Here is a 17,954-nt window from a genome sequence, read left to right as displayed (position 1 = left end):
CCCACGGTCATCGACCGTGGGCCCCTGTTCGTTGTTCGAAGCGGATAGTCCCTGAAACCCTGACCGCTCAGCGGTATGAAGCCCGTATCCGGGGTTCTTCCGCCGCTCTGGTCAGGTTTTCAGGGCGACGCTATTCCATCATCTGCGCCTGCGTGCCGGACTGCTTTCGCAAGGCCACCTCCTGCCAGAAGATCACCAGGATCAGCGCAATGACGCCCAAGACCGACACCGACAGGAAAACCACATCCATCGAGTCGGCGAAGCCCGCCTTGAACGGATGGGCCACAATCTTGGGCACGTGGTTGAGCACGGACGTGTCATCCATGATGCTCGCGCCGGTGCCCGCGCGGCCGGCGCAGATCGGCGCCCCCGGATGGGACTGTTCGACCAGGTTGCAGGCGAACGCCGAACCTTTCGCGTTGGACGTGTCCGCGGCTGTCTGGACAACCGCTTGCTGGAACGCCGGGTCCGCCGCCGATTGCTTCATCTGGTCCGCGATATTCGGTCCCATCAGGCTGAACAGCACCGAGAAGAACACGGCCACGCCGGCGGTACCACCGATCTGCCGGAAGAACGTCGCCGCTGCGGTCGACACCCCCATGTCCTTGGGCGGCAATGCATTCTGCAACGCCAACGTCATCGGCTGCATCAAATTGCCGAGGCCGAAACCGACGAAGAACGCCATGGTCATGACTTGCCAGAGGGGGGTATCCACCGACATGTAATGGAACAGGAATGTGGCGATGGTGATCACGGCCGCGCCGATGACGGCGAACACCTTGTACCGCCCGGTGCGGGAAATCATCTGACCGGAGGCGATCGAGGCCACCATCAGGCCGAGCACCATCGGGAGCATCTGCAGACCGGCGACCGTGGGACTGGACCCGCGGATCACCTGGAAATACTGGGGCAGCATCGAGATGCCGCCGAACATGACCGCGCCGACGACCACCGCGATGAGGATGCCCTGCGAGAAGACCCGGTTGTTGAAGATGCGCAGCGGAATGATCGCCGCCTCACCCATCCACCTCTCGACCGCGATGAAGCCCGCGATGCCGATCAGGCCGACGATGTAGCAGACGATCGCGCTCCCACTCCCCCAGCCCCAGGTCCGCCCCTGTTCGGCCACGATCAGCAGCGGGACGACGCCGACGGAGAGCGCCGCGGCACCCCACCAGTCGACCCGCGCCTTGGTGCTCTTGACCTGGTGATAGTTGAGGACTCGGAAGACGACGCCGAGCGCGACGACGCCGATCGGCACATTCACCAGGAACACCCAGCGCCAGCCGGCGACCCCGATGATCGAATCCTGTCCGGCGAACAACCCGCCGAGCACCGGGCCGAGCACGCTGGAGGTGGCGAAGACGGCCAGGAAGTAGCCCTGGTACTTGGCGCGTTCCCGTGGCGAGACGACGTCACCGACGATGGTCAGTGCCAGCGACATCAGGCCGCCGGCGCCCAGACCCTGCAGCGCGCGGAAAGCCGTGAGCTCATACATCGATGTCGATGTGCTGCACAGAAATGACCCGACGATGAAGATCGTGATCGCGAGCATGAAGAACGGCTTGCGGCCGTGCATGTCCGAGAGTTTGCCGTAGAGCGGCGTCACGATGGTCGAGGTGATCAGATATGCGGTGGTGACCCATGCCTGCATGGAGTAGCCGTGCAGATCGTCCGAGATCGTGCGGATCGCCGTCGACACGATGGTCTGGTCCAGCGACGCCAGGAACATGCCCATCATCAGCCCGGCGAAGATCGTCAGGATCTGCCGGTGGGTCAGCGCGGTCGGTGCCGTGCCGGTGGTTTCGGCCGTTGCCATCAGATCTCCTCCAAGTCTTGAACCTGCGCAGCGGCAGTGCCCCACGCGGTCACCTCAGCCTGGTCCACGAACCGGCCGTACAGGGTCGAAAGCGTATGCAAATCGGCGTCGGACCAGTCCTCCATCGCGGCGAGCATCGAATGGGCCCGCTGCGCGCGCAGCTGCCCCACACGCTTGCGGCCGAGATCGGTGATCACGAGGATGGTCGCGCGACCGTCGTCCGGATCGGCTTCGCGCCGCACATAGCCGAGTTTCACCAGGTTGGCGACGTGCCGGCTGACCGTGGACGGGTCGGTGTAGAGCTTTTCGGCGACCGCACCGGACCGCGCCGGACCGTGATTCAACACGAAGAGGCAGGCGAAGGCCGCGGTTTCCACCGCGCCGTCGGAGGTCTGCATCCGTGCCGCGATGAACCGCTCTCGCACATGCTGGAAGCGACGCATCGCATCCATCAGTGCTTCGACGTCCGAGCTTCGTGACATTACTTTTACGCCTCAATAAGTTTCATTTGCCAACTATTTGACCGGTGCAAGTATGCGTCGGGGTGCGCGCGGAATCAAGTCGGTCATCCGACGTGCGACAGCACACAGCACACACGACGTCTCACACAGGGTCCGGGTGGCTACGGTGATTGGCGTGAGCTTTCTCCTGTCCGGACGCGACGGCACCGTGCGCGCCGACGGCCCGGTCCGGCAGTTCGGTGCCCGTGGCCCGGCGGTCGACGCCGCCCGGGCCGGATCGGCCATGGTCGGCGCCTTCTCCTTCGAGCCCGAGGGTCCGGCGGCGCTGTCGATCCCCGAGCGGCTCGTCCGGGACTCGCGGCCGCTGACAGGCCAAGCACCGCTGCGACATTCGGTGGCGCTGCGCGGCACCCGCCCCGATGCGAACACTCACCGCGACCGGGTCGCCGCCGTGCGCGACAGCATCGCGGCCGGCGCCGCCGGCAAAGTCGTTCTGGCGCGGGCGATCGAGCTCGCCACCGAATCCGCGGTCGACGAGTTCGCCCTGACCGAGGCGCTCGCCGGCGGCAACGCCGAACACAACGCCTTCTGCGTCGACCTGTCCGCCGCGGGCCCCGACTATCGGGATCGGCTGCTGATCGGCGCGTCGCCGGAGCTGCTGGTGTCCAAACGCGGCGCGCAGGTGTATGCGCACCCGTACGCCGGCAGCGCGCCCCGGTCGACCGATCCGGCGGCCGATCAGGCTGCCGCCCAGTCACTTTCGGAATCGGCGAAGGATCACGCCGAGCATCGTTTCGTCGTCGACTATCTACGGGAGGCCCTGGGCCCGTTCTGCGTCGACGTGCAGGCGCCCGACACACCGGTGCTGCTGGCCACCGGCGAGGTGTGGCACCTGGCGACGCCGATCGTCGGCACCCTCGCCGACCCGTCGATCACCTCGTTGGAGCTGGCGCTGGCGCTGCATCCGACGCCGGCCGTCTGCGGCACCCCGACGGCCTCGGCCGCCGCGATCATCGCCGAGGTCGAGGGGCCACGCGGATTCTATTCCGGGGCAATCGGTTACAACACCGAAGCCGGTGACGGCGACTGGATGGTGGCCATCCGCTGCGCGGAGCTGTCGGCCGATCGACGCTCCCTGATCGCCCACGCCGGCGGCGGCATCGTGGCGCAGTCCGATCCGGAGGCCGAACTCGCCGAGACGACCACCAAGTTCGCGACGATCCTGCGCGCCCTGACCGGGTCCGCGGTCATCCCAGCGCGTGCAGATTCTTCGCCGTAGGCGAGGATTCGACCGACTCGGGGTCGGGGTGGGTCCGCAGCAAGCGATCCGCGGTGCCCGACGTGGTGACCGTGAACCAGTAGTGCTCGTTCTTGAAATGGTGGAAGCGATGGTTGCGCCACACCGCCCGGTACAGCGCATGCCGCGGCTTGTAGTCGGTGTGGATCAGGTAGTGCGTCCACTCGTAGCCGAGCAGGAATGTCGTCACCATCGCGATGAACGTCAGGCCCTCACCACGCTGGCCGACGAAGGCGAACAACCCGATCAGCACCACCGACGGCAGCAGCACGACCACCACCTGCCACGGGATGAAGATCAGCGGAATATCGCGCGGATTCCGATGGTGCGCACGGTGTTTGCTGGCGAGCAGGGTATCCACTTTCACCCGACCCAGTCGCCGCGGACGCCAGTGCAGGATGAAGACATGGATCAGCCACTCGATCAGCGGTGACACTGCGAGCAGGACGCCGACCACCACCGGATCGCGCCAGCTCCAGCCGTCGACGATGAACCGCGCCACCCAGGCCCCCACCGCGACGGCGCCGATCATCCATGGCGTCGGATGCCGCAGGAACTCCGCCAGCGCCACCCGGAGCGTGGCGCCGCGGCGCATCGCGGCCGAACGGGGTCGGGGCGCGGCATCCATCGCGCGGGTCGTGTCAGTCATGAGAATCCTCCATCGCTCGGCACGCCGCGAGCAGGGTCTCGGTGCTGGGCGCGAGCAGGGCGGCGGCGGCCGCCTCCGCGCCCGCGACGTCGCCGGACCGCAACGCGTGCAACAGGTTTCGATAGTTGTCGACCGCGCCGACCTCGTCGGCCATCATCGCCGCCAGCGCATCCAACGCGGGTTCGTAGCCGGCGCGCAGCGTGTTGTACAGCAGCCGATAGACGATCGAATCAGCCCCGTCGACGACGATGTCCCAGTACGCCAACGCGATTCGCTGGGCGGCCACCGGATCGGCGGCCTCGGCCAGCGCGGTCACCTGCTGATCGAGCCGCTCGAGATGCTGGTCGCCGATGCGCTGGGCGGCGACCCCCGCGACGATCGGCCCCAGCTGGGACCGCGCCTCCACCACCGACCGCACGACCGCCGGATCGACCCGTCCGCCGCGCATCAGCAGGATCGGCAGCAGGTCGAGGCCGCCGTCGCGGCGGATATCGCGCACCGTGGTGCTGCCGCCCTGCCGGACATCGACCACGCCGACCGCGTCGAGGCGCTTGATCGCCTCCCGCACCGCCGGTCGCGAGACCCCCAGCGCCTCGGCCAGTTCGCGTTCGCTGGGCAGCGACCCGCCGGGCGGCAATTCGCCGCTGACCACCCGCGACGCGATCTGGTCGGACACCGCCTGCGGCACCGATTGCCGCACCACCGTTTCGAACTGCATAGGAGCGATCGTGGTCGGCAGCGGTCAGGTTGTCAAGTGGTCTGACCAATTAGTCCTGATGAGTTCGCCGGCATCCTCGGCGAGAGTTCCTCAGCCGGTGCGCCGCCGGGTGGTGTGCACCCACCAGCGCAGCCCGAAGACCACGATCGCGAGCGCCCCGATACCGAATGCGCCGTACAGCAGAATCTTCGCGCCGAGACTCGCGCCGAGCACATAGCCCAGCGTGCCGACCGTGACCACGTAGGTGATGCCGCCGACCACGTTGCCCAGCAGGTACGTGCGCGTGTGCATGTTACTGAGTCCGGCTAAGAACGGGGTCAGCGATCGGACATAGCCGATCCAGCGCGCCGTCATCACCGCGGTCGCGCCGCCCCGGCGCATCGCGTGTTCGGCCTTGTCCCAGCGGTCTTGGCCGATCCATCTGCCGATGCGGGTCTCGGTGACGTGGTGGCTGGCGCGGCGCCCCAGCTGGTAGCCGGTGAAGTCGCCGGCGATCGCGGCCACGCAGGCGCCGAAGATAAGCCAGCCGATGTTGGTCGGTCCCAGCGCACAGGCGACCGCGCCGGCCAGCAGCGCCGTCTCACCCGGCAGGATCAGCCCGACCAGGAACGCGGCCTCGCTGTAGACGATCCCCCACACCAGCAGGTACACCACCCAGGGCGGCGTCGAGCTGACCACATGAACGATCCAATCCACTATCGACTGAATCATCGTGGGCGCCTATCGGTCGGGGCGGTATGCGAATCGTTTCTGGTTCTACAGAGCTCCGTCGAGGTCGTTCAGCAAATCATCGATTCCCTCGAGGCCGACCGACAGCCGGACCGCCGCATCCGAGAGTCCGATCGCCGCCCGGCCCTCCGGCCCCATCGCCCGGTGCGTCGTGGTGGCGGGATGCGTGATCAGCGACTTCGCATCGCCCAGATTGTTGGAGATGTCGATGACGCGCAGCTTGTTGAGCACCTCGAAGGCGCGCTCCTTGCCGGCGACGCCGTCGCGGTCGTTCAGCTCGAAGGTGATGACGGTGCCGCCCCCGCTCATCTGCTGCCGCGCCAGCTCGTACTGCGGATGCGACTGCAGGAACGGGTACTTCACCCAGCGCACCCGCTCATCGGCCTCCAGGAACTGCGCGAGCCGCAGCGCCGACGCGGTGGAGGCGTCGACCCGCAGGCGCAGCGTCTCCAGCCCCTTCACCAGCGTCCACGCGTTGAACGGGCTGATCGCCGGGCCGGTATGCCGCATCAGCTGCTTCACCGGGCCGTCGATGTAGTCCTGCTCGCCCAGGATCGCGCCGCCCATGACCCGGCCCTGGCCGTCGATGTGCTTGGTCCCCGAATAGACGACCACGTCGGCGCCGAGCGGCAGGCCCTGCTGCAGCAGCGGGGTGGCGAAGACGTTGTCCAGCACCACTTTTGCGCCCGCGGCGTGGGCGAGTTCGCTGACCTTCTCGATATCGACGAGGGTCTGCATCGGGTTCGACGGCGTCTCGAAGAACACCGCGGCAGCGGGCTTGCTCAGCGCCCGCTCCCACTGCTCCAGATCCTCGCCGTCGACGAATTCGGTCTCGATGCCCCAGCGCGGCAGGATCTCGTTGCAGATCACGAAGCAGGAACCGAACAGGCTGCGCGCGGCGACCAGCCGGTCGCCGGCAACGAGGAGCGCACCCAGCGCCACGAACACCGCGGACATGCCGGTCGATGTCGCGAAGCACGCCTCGGCGCCTTCGAGCAGCCGCATCCGCTCCTCGAACATCGCGACGGTCGGATTGCCGTAGCGCGAATAGACGAAACGGACGTCTTCGCCCGTGAAAGCGCGCTCGGCGGCCTCGGCCGACTCGTAGACGTAGCCCGAGTTGAGGAACAGCGCCTCGCTGGTCTCCTCGAAATTCGTCCGCAGCAGCCCGCCGCGCACGCCCAACGTCTCGGGCGAAAGGCCCTCGGGCAGTTCGTAACTCACTGTTCTCTACTCCTCATGGGAAGGTCCGGCGGACCCTCGACCCGTTCGGGCTAGCCCTGTCGCCAGGGCAGACCCAGCGCCCGCCAGCCGGCCGCACCGCGGTGCCCGTCGGCGTCCAGGTCGCCCTCGAACCCGTCAAGAATGTTGTACGCCTGTGCGACACCGTCCGCGGTGGCGGCCTGCGCGGCACCGATCGATCGGTGCCCGCTGCGGCAGATGAACAGCACCCGCTGATCGTCCGTGACGCCGGCGGCGCGCAGCTCCTGGACGAAGTTCGGATTGGCCGCACCGTCCGGATAGCTGATCCATTCGATGAAGACGGTGCGCTTGCCGATGGATGACAGTTCCGGCACCCCGACGTAGTTCCATTCGGCGTTGGTACGGCAATCGACCAGTACCGACGACGGATCCGACGTCAAGATCTCCCAGGCCTGCTCCGGCGTGAGGTTTCCGGCGTAGCTCATGAACTCGGACTCATTTCTGTCCCGGCTGGATGCTGTTGCAGATGTTCCAATCGTCGCCGTCCTTGAAAAATTTCATGGCGTCGGTGTGATTGCTCGTGTCGCCGCTGGTGTACGCCCAGTGCGAGTTGGCCGTGGCGACGTCGCCGTTGACGGTGACCTCGCTCGGGTCCTCCATCTTGATCTGGCCGTTCTTGTCGCGAATTGCCTGGTACTTGTCCGTGAACTGCTGCGCCGTCGGGAACGACGACAGCTGGGTGTCCTGCGGGCAGAAGGTCGAGCGGTACCGGTCGTACTTCACTTCGGAGATCGATGAGTAGTAGTCGTTGAGCGTGCGGGTGATCTTCGCGCTGTCGGTGAGTCGCTCGCTGCCCGGCTTGACGACGTGCATGATCACGATCGCCAGCAGCGCGACGATGATGATGGCCACCGCGACCAGGAACGGCCAGGCGGCGGACAGAAATGGGCGCTCCGGCTCCACGGCTTCGGGCTGATCGGTCGCGGACGGCTCTTTCGACATGCCCGCAGTGTATTGGTCACGCGGGGCTACCCCGCGCCCACGGCGGGTTAGCGTCACCTAAGTCGCGCAGTTAACCAGGCCACAGTCGGGGTGCCCGCGTTTGGTGCATGACGTCACCGGCGCATACCGTAATGGGGTTACGGGTCACGCATGCGCGGCGAGCAGGTCACCTCTCGCGGGCGCGGCGAGCCCACACTTACACAGTCGATCCGAGGTAAAAGCGCGCCATGACTGACACCCGTCCGCTTCGAGTAGCAATCGTCGGAGCCGGCCCCGCCGGCATCTATGCCGCCGATGCCCTGATGAAGTCCGACACCCTGAACGCGGGGCGTGGCGTCAGCATCGACCTGTTCGAGCGCATGCCGGCCCCGTTCGGCCTGATCCGCTACGGCGTCGCACCCGACCACCCGCGCATCAAGGGCATCATCACCGCCCTGCACAAGGTGCTCGACAAGTCGCAGGTACGCCTCATCGGCAACGTCGACTACGGCACCGACGTCACCCTCGAGGACCTCAAGGCCCGCTACGACGGCATCATCTTCTCCACCGGCGCCACCGATGACCGCGTCATGGAGATCCCTGGCATCGACCTGAAGCGCAGCTACGGCGCCGCACAGTTCGTCGCCTGGTACGACGGCCACCCCGACTTCTCGCGCACCTGGCCGCTGGAGGAGGAGAAGGTCGCCGTCATCGGCGTCGGCAATGTCGCCCTGGACGTGGCGCGCGTGCTCGCCAAGACCGGCGACGAGCTGCTGCCGACCGAGATTCCGGCCAACGTCTACGAGGGTCTGAAGGCCAACAAAGCGCTCGAGGTGCATGTGTTCGGCCGTCGCGGCCCGGCGCAGGCGAAGTTCACGCCGCTCGAGCTCAAGGAGCTCGACCACTCGCCCAACATCGAGGTCGTCGTCGCACCCGAGGACATCGAGTACGACGAGGGTTCGGCCGTGGCCCGGCGGACGTCGAAGATCACCGACCAGGTCGCCACGATCATCGAGAACTACGCGATCCGCGAGGACCCGAAGGCCGGCGCGATCCACAAGCTCTTCCTGCACTTCTTCGAGAGCCCCGTCGAGATCCTCGGCGAGAACAGCGAGGTCGTGGGCCTGCGCACCGAGCGCACCGAGCTCGACGGCACCGGCAACGTCAAGGGCACCGGCAAGTTCACCGACTGGGACGTCACCGCGGTCTACCGCGCGGTCGGCTACCTGTCGGACAACCTGCCCGAGATCCCGTTCGACGACCAGGCGGGTGTCATCCCCAACGAGGCCGGACGCGTCTTCGACAACGGTGAACACCAGCGCGGTCTGTACACGACCGGCTGGATCAAGCGCGGTCCGGTCGGCCTGATCGGCCACACCAAGGGCGACGCCAACGAGACCATCGAATGCCTGGTCGAGGACATGGTGAACGGCGCCCTGCTCGATCCGGCGGAGCCGCACGAGGACTCGATCATCACGCTGCTCGAATCGAAGAACCACCCGTTCACCACCTGGGACGGCTGGTACCGACTCGACGAGCATGAGCGGTCGCTGGGCGCCGCCGAGGGCCGCGAGCGCATCAAAGTCGTCGAACGCCATGACATGCTCGCGGCCTCGGAGCCGGACAAGATCTAGCCCGGCGGGCAAGCGCTACGGCTTGGCGGGCTGATCCACCTTGCGGAGGTTCCACCAGAAGCCGTAGTTGTTCATGATCGGCTCGGCGTTGGCGCCCCAGGTGTAGCCGGCGATCGAGCTCGGGAAGCAGCCGAACCACGTCGTCTCGATGGGCTTCGAGGTCTCGCCCGGCTTCAGGTCACCGACGTTCAGCGTCGGACCATTGATCTCCTGCAGCGTGACCCCCGGCATCGTGGTGCCGCCGATGTTCTTGACGACCATCCAGCGGTGCATGCTCCAGGCGTCCTTCCACGGCACTCCCGGCTTGCCGAAACTGCAATCCACGCCGCCCAGGAGGGCCAGGTCGGCCGGAGCGTCGGCCTGCGCGGGCGCGGCGGCGACAACGCTGGCCGCCCCGATCCCGCACGCGGCTACCACTGCGGCCAGCCCACGAGTCAGCTTCTTGTTCATAGCAACTCCTCAGTTGGTTCCCAGTTTTCCCCGCCCGCTTGGGATCGTGCATGGAAAGTAGGTGCTTTCGCAAACTATTGGCGAATTTCGCGAGATTCCCATTACCGACAAACGACGAATGGCCCCCGATCGGATCGAGAGCCATTCGTCGTTATCCGCGCGTGCGTGCGGCGGTATTGGTGTCGACCGCCGAGTTCAGCGAACCGCGGCAGCCGACGAACTGCTGGTCAGAAAGAGTTGATGTTGTACCAGAAGCCGTAGTTGTTGGTCAGGTCCTCGGTGTAGGCGCCCCAGGTGTAGCCGGAGATCGACGCCGGGAAGCAGCCGAACTGCACGGTCTTGATCTGCTGGGCCCAGGCCACCTCGCCCGGCTTGAGGTCGCCGATGTACTTCTGCTGGCCACTGACTTCCTGCATCCATACACCGGGCATCGTGGTGCCGCCGACGTTCTGCACCGTCATCCAGCGCGTCATCGTCCAGGCGTTCTGCCATGGCACACCCGGGGCGCCGAACTGGCAGTTCACGCCACCGATCATGCGCAGGTCTGCAGGCGCAGCAGCCGAAGCGGGTGCCGCTGCCAAAGCCGTTCCGGCGCCGATGCCGACTACTGCGGCCGCTGCAATCAACCCCCGAGCGAACTTCTGCTTCATGTCAGGCCCTCCTAGGTCCACGAGGCCGACTGGGTATCTCCCGGGCGGACTCTGTTAGGAAGATCGCGTAAATGTGTGGCTTGCGTTAGCAAATCCAGAGAAATAACGGCGATACCGACGCCCGAGCGTTACCGATATGCGTCAATCGGCCGTCGTATTCGACGAGGTAGGCGGCAATTTTCGGATATGCGGCCGGGGTGTGGGAGTCGGGTCGGAATTTCTCCCCGCCGGAGCCTGTTTCGGGGCCGATTTCGGCTCCGGCTTCGGTGTCGGGCCCGACTTAGGGGCCCCATCGGACGCCGTCGCGATCGCCTCGGTCACCGCGGCAGTCTCGATCACCTCCGTCGCGGCGGCGGGCTCTGCGGCGTCGGTCGCCGGGGCCGTCGCGATCACCTCCGTCGCCTCCGGAGCCTCGATCACCTCGGTGTCGGCTGCCGTCTCGATCACCTCGGTCGCGGCGGCCTCATCGCCGGCCTCGGCCGGGGGGACGGGCGGGGCGGCCGGGTTCTCGTTCGTGGGCGGCGGCGCGTCGTCGGCCTCGGCCGGATCGGCGGCGCCGTCCGGCCGAGCCGGTCGGCGCGTGCTCACCGGCCGCACCCGCGCGGCGGCCTCACTGGCCCGGCTGCGGGCGGTGTCGACGTCGTCCGCGGTCGCGGTCACCACGCCCATCCGCCGGCGGCGATGACTGACCGGCTTGCCGAACAGTCGGATATCGGTCTCCGGGACCTCCAGCGCGGCAGCCACATCCGCGAAGCCGATGGCCGGCTCGTCCAGCCCGCCGTAGATGACCGCCGACGCGCCCGGAGATGCCAGGGTCACGTCGACCGGCAGCCCGAGGATGGCCCGCGCATGCATCTCGAATTCGCTGAGCCGCTGCGTGGCCATGGTGACCAGGCCGGTGTCATGCGGCCGCGGGCTCACCTCGGAGAAGTAGACGTCATCGTTCTTGACGAACATCTCGACGCCGAAAATGCCACGCCCGCCGAGCTTTCCGTCGCCGAGCCCGACCGCGACGCGCGCCGCCACGGACATCGCGGCACCCAGCGCATGTTCGCTCATCAGGTGCGGCTGCCACGACTCGATGTAGTCGCCACCCTCCTGCAGATGGCCGATCGGCGAGCAGAACTGCGTGATCAGCTCGTTCGAGGCGCGGTCGTAGGACCGGACGGCCAGCAGCGTGATCTCGTAATCGAAGTCGATGAATCCTTCGACGATCACGCGATCGGACGCGACGCGCCCGCCGGATTGCGCTGCCGCCCAGGCCGCGTCGACGTCGTCGGGGCCCGCCAGCACCGACTGCCCCTTGCCGGACGAGGACATGATCGGCTTCACCACGCACGGGTAGCCGATCTTGTCCGCGGCCCGGCGGACCTCGTCGACGGTCCCGGCGAATGCATACGGCGACGTCGGCAGGCCGAGTTCCTCGTCGGCCAGCCGGCGGATCCCCTCGCGGTTCATCGTCAATGCGACCGCCCGCGCGGTCGGCACCACCTCGCAATAGCCCCGGGCCTGCGCCTGCGCCAGCGCCGAGGTGGCGATGGCCTCGATCTCCGGCACGACGAACATCGGCCGTTCCCGCTCGATCAGGCCCAGCAGCGCGGCCGGATCCATCATGTCGATCACATAGGACCGGTGGGCGACCTGATGTCCGGGCGCATCCGCGTATCGGTCGACCGCGATCACCTCGACGCCGAGGCGCTGGAAGGCGATGATCACTTCCTTGCCCAATTCGCCTGCGCCCAACAGCATCACGGTGGTCGCCTGCGGGGTCAGCGGGGTTCCGATGACCTTCGGAATGTTCACGACCGCGCCGGGACCGGACTCGTCGACGGCGCCGGCTTCGTCAGGACTGTTCACCCGACCAGGCTATCGGTCGCGACGCGATAGCAACGCATGCCACCGGCCCGAGTCATTCGGTTGGGGTTCATTCGGTCAACGTTCGTTCGACCAGCGCCGGACGCGGGGCGATCAGCCGAGCTGCGCATGCACGTAGCACCAGCGCCAGGACTCCCCCGGCTCGGCCGACCGCATCACCGGATGACCCGACTGGTGATAGTGCGCAGTCGCATGCCGGTGCGGGCTGGAGTCGCAGCAGCCGATATAGCCGCAGCTAAGGCATTTGCGCAGATGAGCCCAGTGGAATTCGCCCAATTCGGCGCAGCCCTGGCAGACCGACTCGTCGACGTCCGGGTCCACCGCCGGCTCGGTCGCAGCCGCGAGTTCGGCGCAGTCGGTCGACGACGGCGCGTCGTCGATGGGTTTCATGTTGCGGTGCATGACCGATCGCTTGATGAGTCTCATTGCATTCCATTGTGGTGCACCGTCGCGCCGGCGTCACCTGAATCCCCCGTCACTGCGGGTTCGGACCGGCCGCTGATGCAACGATAGGGCGGCAGCGTCGTCGAGGAAGGACCGTCTGGGTGAACACAGGCCTGCTGATGGCGGCGGTGATCGCGCTGATCACCGCCGCACCCGCGCGCCGGTACGGCGCTCCCGCACCGCTGCTGCTGGTGCTCGTCGGCCTGGGCATCGCCTGGATCCCCGGACTGCCGTCCACCACCCTGGACCCCGACTTCGTGCTGTTCATCGTGCTGCCGCCGCTGCTGTACGCGGCCGCGCTGGACAGCTCCTACCTGGCGCTGCGACGCAATGTCGCCGCGGTCAGCTCGCTCGCTGTGCTGCTCCCGCTGGCCAGCACCGTGGTCGTCGGTTTCGTTGCGTACTGGGTGGTCCCCGAACTGCCGCTGGGTGCGGCATTCGTACTCGGGGCGATCGTCGCACCGCCAGATGCCGTCGCCGCGCAGGCGATCGGCCGCCGCCTCGGGCTGCCGCGGCAGATCATGACGCTGCTCTCCGGCGAGAGCCTCCTCAACGACGCGACCGCGCTCACGGCATACCGCATCGCGCTCGGCGCCGCGGTCGGCGGCGTCACGTCGATCTGGGAGGGCATCGGCACCTTCGCTCTCGCGGCCGTCGGCGGCACCGCGATCGGTCTGGGGGTCGGCCTGGCTGTCTCCAAACTTCGTAACTGGCTTGACGATCCGCAGATGGAGACGGCGATGGGGCTCTTGGCCCCGTTCGGCATCTACTGGCTCGGCGAGGAGGCGCACACCTCCGGCGTGATCGCCGTGGTCACCGCCGGACTGTTCCTCGGGCAGCGGTCGGTACGCGAGGGCTACGCGACACGGTTGCAGGACAACGCGGTCTGGAAGTCGCTCGAGGTGGTGCTCGAGTCGTTCGTCTTCCTGCTCATCGGTCTGCAGCTGCCCTCGGTGGTCCGCAACCTCAACAAGGATCAGGTGCCGACCCTGGTGTGGGCGACCATCGCGGTACTCGGCACCGTGATCGTGGTGCGCCTACTGTGGGTGCGGCTCTTCGCGATGACCAGCTGGGGATTGCGCCGGCTGCGCGATCCCGAGGCGCAGCCGCCATTGTGGCGCAACACCTTCGTCGTCGGCTGGGCCGGCATGCGCGGCGTGGTCAGCCTGGCCGCCGCCTTCGCCATCCCCTTGACCACCGACTCGGACGAGCCGTTTCCTGCCCGCGACGAGATCATCTTCATCACGTTCGCCGTCGTCGTCGGCACCCTGCTGCTGCAGGGCACGACGCTGCCGTGGGTGATCCGACTGCTCGGGGTGGAGGGGAACGAGCGGCAGAGCGATCTCGTCGCCATGGCCGGCGCCCAGGACCGGGCCGGACGAAAGGCGATGGCACGCCTCAAGGAACTGGTGCAGCAGCTGCCCGAAGGCGATCCGCGTCGTGAGCAGGCCGAGGCCCTGGGGAACTGGGTGCGCGCCCGGAAGTCGCAGGCCTGGGAGCAGTTGGGCCGCGGGCCCGGCCAGATCGGCGAGAGTCCCACCGGCGCCTATCGCCGGATGCGTCTGGAAGTGCTTCGCGTGCAACGTGAATCTCTGATCAGTGACCGCGACGCCGGTCTCATCGACGACGAGGTGCTGCGCCGCGCGCTGCGCCAGCTCGACCTCACCGAAGGCGTATTGACCGACCGTCTCGAACGAGAGGACCAGGAGTAGATGAGTTACGTCGGCGCGATCGACCAGGGCACCACCAGTACTCGCTTCATGATCTTCGACCACGCGGGTAACGAGGTCGGACGGCATCAGCTCGAACATCAGCAGGTGATGCCGCAGGCCGGATGGGTCGAGCACGACCCCGTGGAGATCTGGGACCGCACCTCCTCGGTCGTGCAGACGGCGCTGCGCAAGACCGGCCTCACCGCGAATGATCTTGCGGCCATCGGCATCACCAACCAGCGCGAGACGACCGTGCTGTGGGACCGGTACACCGGCCGGCCCGTCTACAACGCGATCGTCTGGCAGGACACCCGCACCGACGCGATCGCCGCCGCGCTGGACGCCGGGCCGGGCGGCGATGTCATCCGACACAAGGCCGGGATCCCGCCCGCGACGTATTTCAGTGCGGGCAAGGCGAAGTGGATCCTCGACAACGTCGAGGGCGTACGCGCCGCGGCCGAACTCGGACACGTACTGTTCGGCACCGTCGACACCTGGCTCATCTGGAATCTGACCGGCGGCCCGGACGGCGGCGTGCACGTCACCGACGTGACCAATGCCAGCCGCACCATGCTGATGAATCTGGAGACGCTGCAATGGGACGACGAGCTGCTCGCGTTGTTCGATCTGCCGCACGCGATGCTCCCCGAGATCCGGCCGTCGGCGCCGCGAGATCCGTACGGCCACACCACTGTCACCGGGCCATTCGCCGGCGAGATACCCATTGCGGCGGCACTCGGCGACCAGCAGGCCGCGATGGTCGGCCAGGTGTGCCTGAAGGCCGGCGAGGCCAAGAACACCTACGGCACCGGAAACTTCTTGCTGCTCAACACCGGTGAGCAGATCGTGCGTTCGCAGAACGGGCTGCTGACCACCGTCTGCTACCAGTTCGGCGACCGGCCGGCCGTCTACGCCCTGGAGGGATCGATCGCGGTGACCGGCTCGGCCGTGCAATGGCTGCGCGACCAGCTCGGCATCATTTCCGGTGCGGCACAGAGTGAGTCACTAGCCCGCGAGGTGCCCGACAACGGCGGAGTGTACTTCGTGCCGGCATTCTCCGGCCTGTTCGCCCCCTACTGGCGATCGGACGCCCGCGGCGCGATCGTCGGGCTGTCGCGGTTCAACAACAACGGCCACATCGCGCGGGCTACGCTGGAGTCGATTTGCTATCAGAGTCGCGACGTCGCCGACGCGATGACCAAGGATTCCGGTGTGCGACTTGAGGTTCTCAAGGTCGACGGCGGGGTCACCGCCAACGAGCTGTGCATGCAGACCCAGGCCGACGTGCTCGGCATCGACGTGAGCCGACCGGTCGTCGCGGAGACCACGGCCCTGGGTGCGGCCTACGCGGCCGGCCTGGCGGTCGGCTACTGGTCGACGACCGACGAACTCGCCGCGCAGTGGCAGGAGTCCAAACGCTGGTCGCCGCAGTGGACGAGCGAGCATCGCGAGGCGGGATACGCGAAATGGCAGGATGCGGTGTCCCGAACCCTCGGTTGGGTTCAGGTCTGAGAATCACGGTAAACCTGCTGTTCCGTAACGTATTTCACCGAACCATTTCATTTGACGTGCTAATGATCTAGTGTGGCCAGTGGGTCGGGCTGACGCGAGGACGACGTATGCGAGTACTCACACAAATGGCAGCAGGCGCCGCGGCGCTTTTCACCATCGCGACCGGAGCGGCCAGCCTTACGCCCGCTGCTGCGGCACCCGGTCCTGTCTACTTCTCCGCCGGATCGTTGAACTGCTCCATCGCCGACAACGGCGTGGTCGGCTGCGATCTGACCACACCGGCACCGATGAGCATCGCTTTCGGCTCGGGATCGCTCTACATCCCGTTCAACGTGCGCGAGGTGTTGATCGATGTGCCCTGGGCCCCAGCGCATCCCGGGCTCGGCATCGGCACGCCGCACACGCTGCCGCAGGGCAACCCGCCGATCGACAAGGTCGGCCATCCCGTGGGATCGGGCGCGACCGCCGGCTTCCAGGTCGAGCGCGGCGGATCGTCGTGCAAGACCGGCTTCCACGGCGCCGTGTACTGCGACGGCATGGGACACGGCTTCAACTACTACGAGCTGATCCAGGCGCACTAGCCAGCCACGTCGAACCGGGGAAAGGAGTGTCATGCAGGCGAAAACCGTTGCCACCGCGGCCGGGATCGTCGTGAGCGCCGCGACATTGTCGTTGCTGTTCAGCACGCCCGCACAAGCAGAGTCTCGATCCGAATACATCGCGATGCAGTGCTACGGACTGAATCCCAACATTCTCGACATACCGTTTTATGGCGGTGCGACCGTGACGACAGACAGCCCATGGCCGGGACAGTTCTCCATCGGGAGCGACAGCAAGAGCCTGTTTCCGTACACGACGGACACCACTGTCACGGTCACCGAGTTGGCCACCAATCGGACGCAGACGTTCCAGCGTCACTGGACCCACGGACTGGGTGACGACTCCGGGTATCAGATCACCGGACTCACCGGCCACGGGCAGATCCGGGTCACCATCACGGCGACGAATCACGGATTGATCCCCGACCTGCCTGGACCGACCTGCAGCGGGGTCGCCACTGTCTGACAGCCGCGGCGTCTACTTTCGGCGCTGCGCTTCGTCGACGGCGGCCTGCAGTTCGGTCTGGACGACGCGGGTGATGCCGGCGGGTGTCGTCGATTCCAGCTCCGAGATGGCAAACGGCTCACCGAGGACCACCATGGCACGGCGCGGGGAGTCGTCCGGGTAGGCGATTCCCGCCATGACGGCAACGACATCCGCGCCCCGTTCACCGGCCCGTCGAGCGATATGCCCGACACCGCTGTTGAGCTTCTGGACATGCAACGGGTCGTCGAGGTTGCAGGTGCCCTCCGGAAAGATGGCAATGCTGTCGCCGCGGGCCATCCGGTAGGTGCACGTATCGATCATCTGCTGCCCCGCCGTCAACGCCACCCGCATCCCATGATCGGTGCGGCGGAACACCGGAATGCCACCGAGGGCATCGATCTTGCGGCGCTGCTCCGGCTCGGCGAACAACTCGTCCTTCGCCAGCACACGGATGTGTCCGATCCGGGCGCGCAGCGGCGAGCGGAATCCGGCCGCGGCGAGGACCAGCGGATCGGACAGCCGGACATGGTTGGCGACGACCAGCAGCGACGCCCCTTGCCGGATAGCCGACCGGAGCTGGGCCCGCCCATCGCCGATATGGCGCACTCGCGGACGGTATCTCGCCGCCAGCACCCCGTACATCAACCGCGCCTTGCGAACGTTCTGCTGGTGCTCGCGATAGTGGTCGTAGACAGCCTGGGACTGGTTCACGTCGACATCTATATCCATTGCTT

The 17,954-nt window shown here is 66.9% G+C and carries 19 protein-coding genes; 6 read left to right on the top strand and 13 right to left on the bottom strand.

All coding sequences use genetic code 11. The features are described from left to right. Positions 1-130: 130 nt before the first annotated feature. Together G341_RS0104515 and G341_RS20960 are read right to left on the bottom strand one after the other, a co-directional pair. Positions 131-1,819: an MDR family MFS transporter gene (locus tag G341_RS0104515; RefSeq protein ID WP_018177923.1), complete on the bottom strand. Its 1,689-nt coding sequence runs from the start codon at positions 1,817-1,819 to the stop codon at positions 131-133. Further along, complete coding sequence (locus G341_RS20960) at positions 1,819-2,301, bottom strand: MarR family winged helix-turn-helix transcriptional regulator (RefSeq protein ID WP_051092642.1); 483 nt, start codon at positions 2,299-2,301, stop codon at positions 1,819-1,821. The genes G341_RS0104515 and G341_RS20960 overlap by 1 nt, the downstream gene beginning before the upstream one ends. A 154-nt stretch (positions 2,302-2,455) precedes the next feature. Between G341_RS20960 and G341_RS0104505 the strand changes: the two genes are divergently transcribed. Next, positions 2,456-3,559, top strand: a complete 1,104-nt coding sequence (locus tag G341_RS0104505) for an isochorismate synthase (protein ID WP_018177921.1) — start codon at positions 2,456-2,458, stop codon at positions 3,557-3,559. Here the strand turns inward: G341_RS0104505 and G341_RS0104500 are convergent. From G341_RS0104500 to G341_RS0104475, 6 genes are all read right to left on the bottom strand, one after another. Further along, positions 3,528-4,226 carry a sterol desaturase family protein gene (locus G341_RS0104500; protein ID WP_018177920.1) on the bottom strand — a complete coding sequence of 233 codons (699 nt, stop codon included), beginning with the start codon at positions 4,224-4,226 and terminating at the stop codon, positions 3,528-3,530. The two genes, G341_RS0104505 and G341_RS0104500, sit on opposite strands and share 32 nt — an antisense overlap. Continuing rightward, positions 4,219-4,944, bottom strand: a complete 726-nt coding sequence (locus tag G341_RS0104495; protein ID WP_018177919.1) for a FadR/GntR family transcriptional regulator — start codon at positions 4,942-4,944, stop codon at positions 4,219-4,221. The genes G341_RS0104500 and G341_RS0104495 overlap by 8 nt, the downstream gene beginning before the upstream one ends. A 90-nt stretch (positions 4,945-5,034) precedes the next feature. Then, positions 5,035-5,655, bottom strand: a complete 621-nt coding sequence (locus G341_RS0104490) for a DedA family protein (protein WP_018177918.1) — start codon at positions 5,653-5,655, stop codon at positions 5,035-5,037. Positions 5,656-5,700: 45 nt separating this feature from the next. Further along, positions 5,701-6,897, bottom strand: coding sequence for an O-succinylhomoserine sulfhydrylase (locus tag G341_RS0104485; RefSeq protein ID WP_026303245.1), 1,197 nt, complete (start codon positions 6,895-6,897; stop codon positions 5,701-5,703). A gap of 50 nt (positions 6,898-6,947) precedes the next feature. After that, positions 6,948-7,361, bottom strand: coding sequence for a rhodanese-like domain-containing protein (locus G341_RS0104480; protein WP_018177916.1), 414 nt, complete (start codon positions 7,359-7,361; stop codon positions 6,948-6,950). Between the two features lie 10 nt (positions 7,362-7,371). Further along, positions 7,372-7,878 carry an Rv0361 family membrane protein gene (locus tag G341_RS0104475; protein WP_018177915.1) on the bottom strand — a complete coding sequence of 169 codons (507 nt, stop codon included), beginning with the start codon at positions 7,876-7,878 and terminating at the stop codon, positions 7,372-7,374. A gap of 227 nt (positions 7,879-8,105) precedes the next feature. Between G341_RS0104475 and G341_RS0104470 the strand changes: the two genes are divergently transcribed. After that, positions 8,106-9,491 carry an FAD-dependent oxidoreductase gene (locus G341_RS0104470; protein ID WP_018177914.1) on the top strand — a complete coding sequence of 462 codons (1,386 nt, stop codon included), beginning with the start codon at positions 8,106-8,108 and terminating at the stop codon, positions 9,489-9,491. Between the two features lie 15 nt (positions 9,492-9,506). Here G341_RS0104470 and G341_RS0104465 read toward each other — a convergent pair whose 3' ends face one another. The 4 genes from G341_RS0104465 to G341_RS0104450 all read right to left on the bottom strand — a co-directional run bounded on the left by G341_RS0104465 (position 9,507) and on the right by G341_RS0104450 (position 12,892). After that, positions 9,507-9,941, bottom strand: a complete 435-nt coding sequence (locus tag G341_RS0104465) for a hypothetical protein (protein WP_018177913.1) — start codon at positions 9,939-9,941, stop codon at positions 9,507-9,509. A gap of 227 nt (positions 9,942-10,168) precedes the next feature. After that, positions 10,169-10,591: a hypothetical protein gene (locus G341_RS0104460; protein ID WP_026303244.1), complete on the bottom strand. Its 423-nt coding sequence runs from the start codon at positions 10,589-10,591 to the stop codon at positions 10,169-10,171. A 141-nt stretch (positions 10,592-10,732) separates the two neighbouring features. Further along, on the bottom strand, positions 10,733-12,448 hold the full coding sequence (gene purT / locus G341_RS20955) for a formate-dependent phosphoribosylglycinamide formyltransferase (protein ID WP_425402063.1): 1,716 nt from the start codon (positions 12,446-12,448) through the stop codon (positions 10,733-10,735). Between the two features lie 111 nt (positions 12,449-12,559). Continuing rightward, positions 12,560-12,892 (bottom strand): UBP-type zinc finger domain-containing protein, encoded by a 333-nt coding sequence (locus G341_RS0104450; protein WP_018177911.1) that lies wholly within the window; start codon positions 12,890-12,892, stop codon positions 12,560-12,562. A 119-nt stretch (positions 12,893-13,011) separates the two neighbouring features. Between G341_RS0104450 and G341_RS0104445 the strand changes: the two genes are divergently transcribed. The 4 genes from G341_RS0104445 to G341_RS0104430 all read left to right on the top strand — a co-directional run bounded on the left by G341_RS0104445 (position 13,012) and on the right by G341_RS0104430 (position 17,199). Next, complete coding sequence (locus G341_RS0104445; RefSeq protein ID WP_018177910.1) at positions 13,012-14,622, top strand: Na+/H+ antiporter; 1,611 nt, start codon at positions 13,012-13,014, stop codon at positions 14,620-14,622. Beyond that, positions 14,623-16,134, top strand: coding sequence for a glycerol kinase GlpK (gene glpK / locus G341_RS0104440; RefSeq protein ID WP_018177909.1), 1,512 nt, complete (start codon positions 14,623-14,625; stop codon positions 16,132-16,134). Between the two features lie 125 nt (positions 16,135-16,259). After that, a complete protein-coding gene (locus tag G341_RS23400; protein WP_043450578.1) occupies positions 16,260-16,715 on the top strand; it encodes a hypothetical protein in 456 nt (151 codons plus the stop codon). A 31-nt stretch (positions 16,716-16,746) separates the two neighbouring features. Then, positions 16,747-17,199 carry a hypothetical protein gene (locus G341_RS0104430; RefSeq protein WP_018177907.1) on the top strand — a complete coding sequence of 151 codons (453 nt, stop codon included), beginning with the start codon at positions 16,747-16,749 and terminating at the stop codon, positions 17,197-17,199. 12 nt (positions 17,200-17,211) lie between these two features. Here the strand turns inward: G341_RS0104430 and G341_RS0104425 are convergent, their stop codons facing one another. Further along, positions 17,212-17,949, bottom strand: a complete 738-nt coding sequence (locus G341_RS0104425; RefSeq protein ID WP_018177906.1) for a 1-acyl-sn-glycerol-3-phosphate acyltransferase — start codon at positions 17,947-17,949, stop codon at positions 17,212-17,214. Positions 17,950-17,954 lie beyond the last annotated feature (5 nt).

Source organism: Jongsikchunia kroppenstedtii DSM 45133 (genome assembly GCF_000380485.1).
GTDB classification, from domain to species: domain Bacteria; phylum Actinomycetota; class Actinomycetes; order Mycobacteriales; family Mycobacteriaceae; genus Jongsikchunia; species Jongsikchunia kroppenstedtii.
Note: the sequence above shows the minus strand (reverse complement) of the source record. Positions and strands in the feature narration are given on the sequence as shown.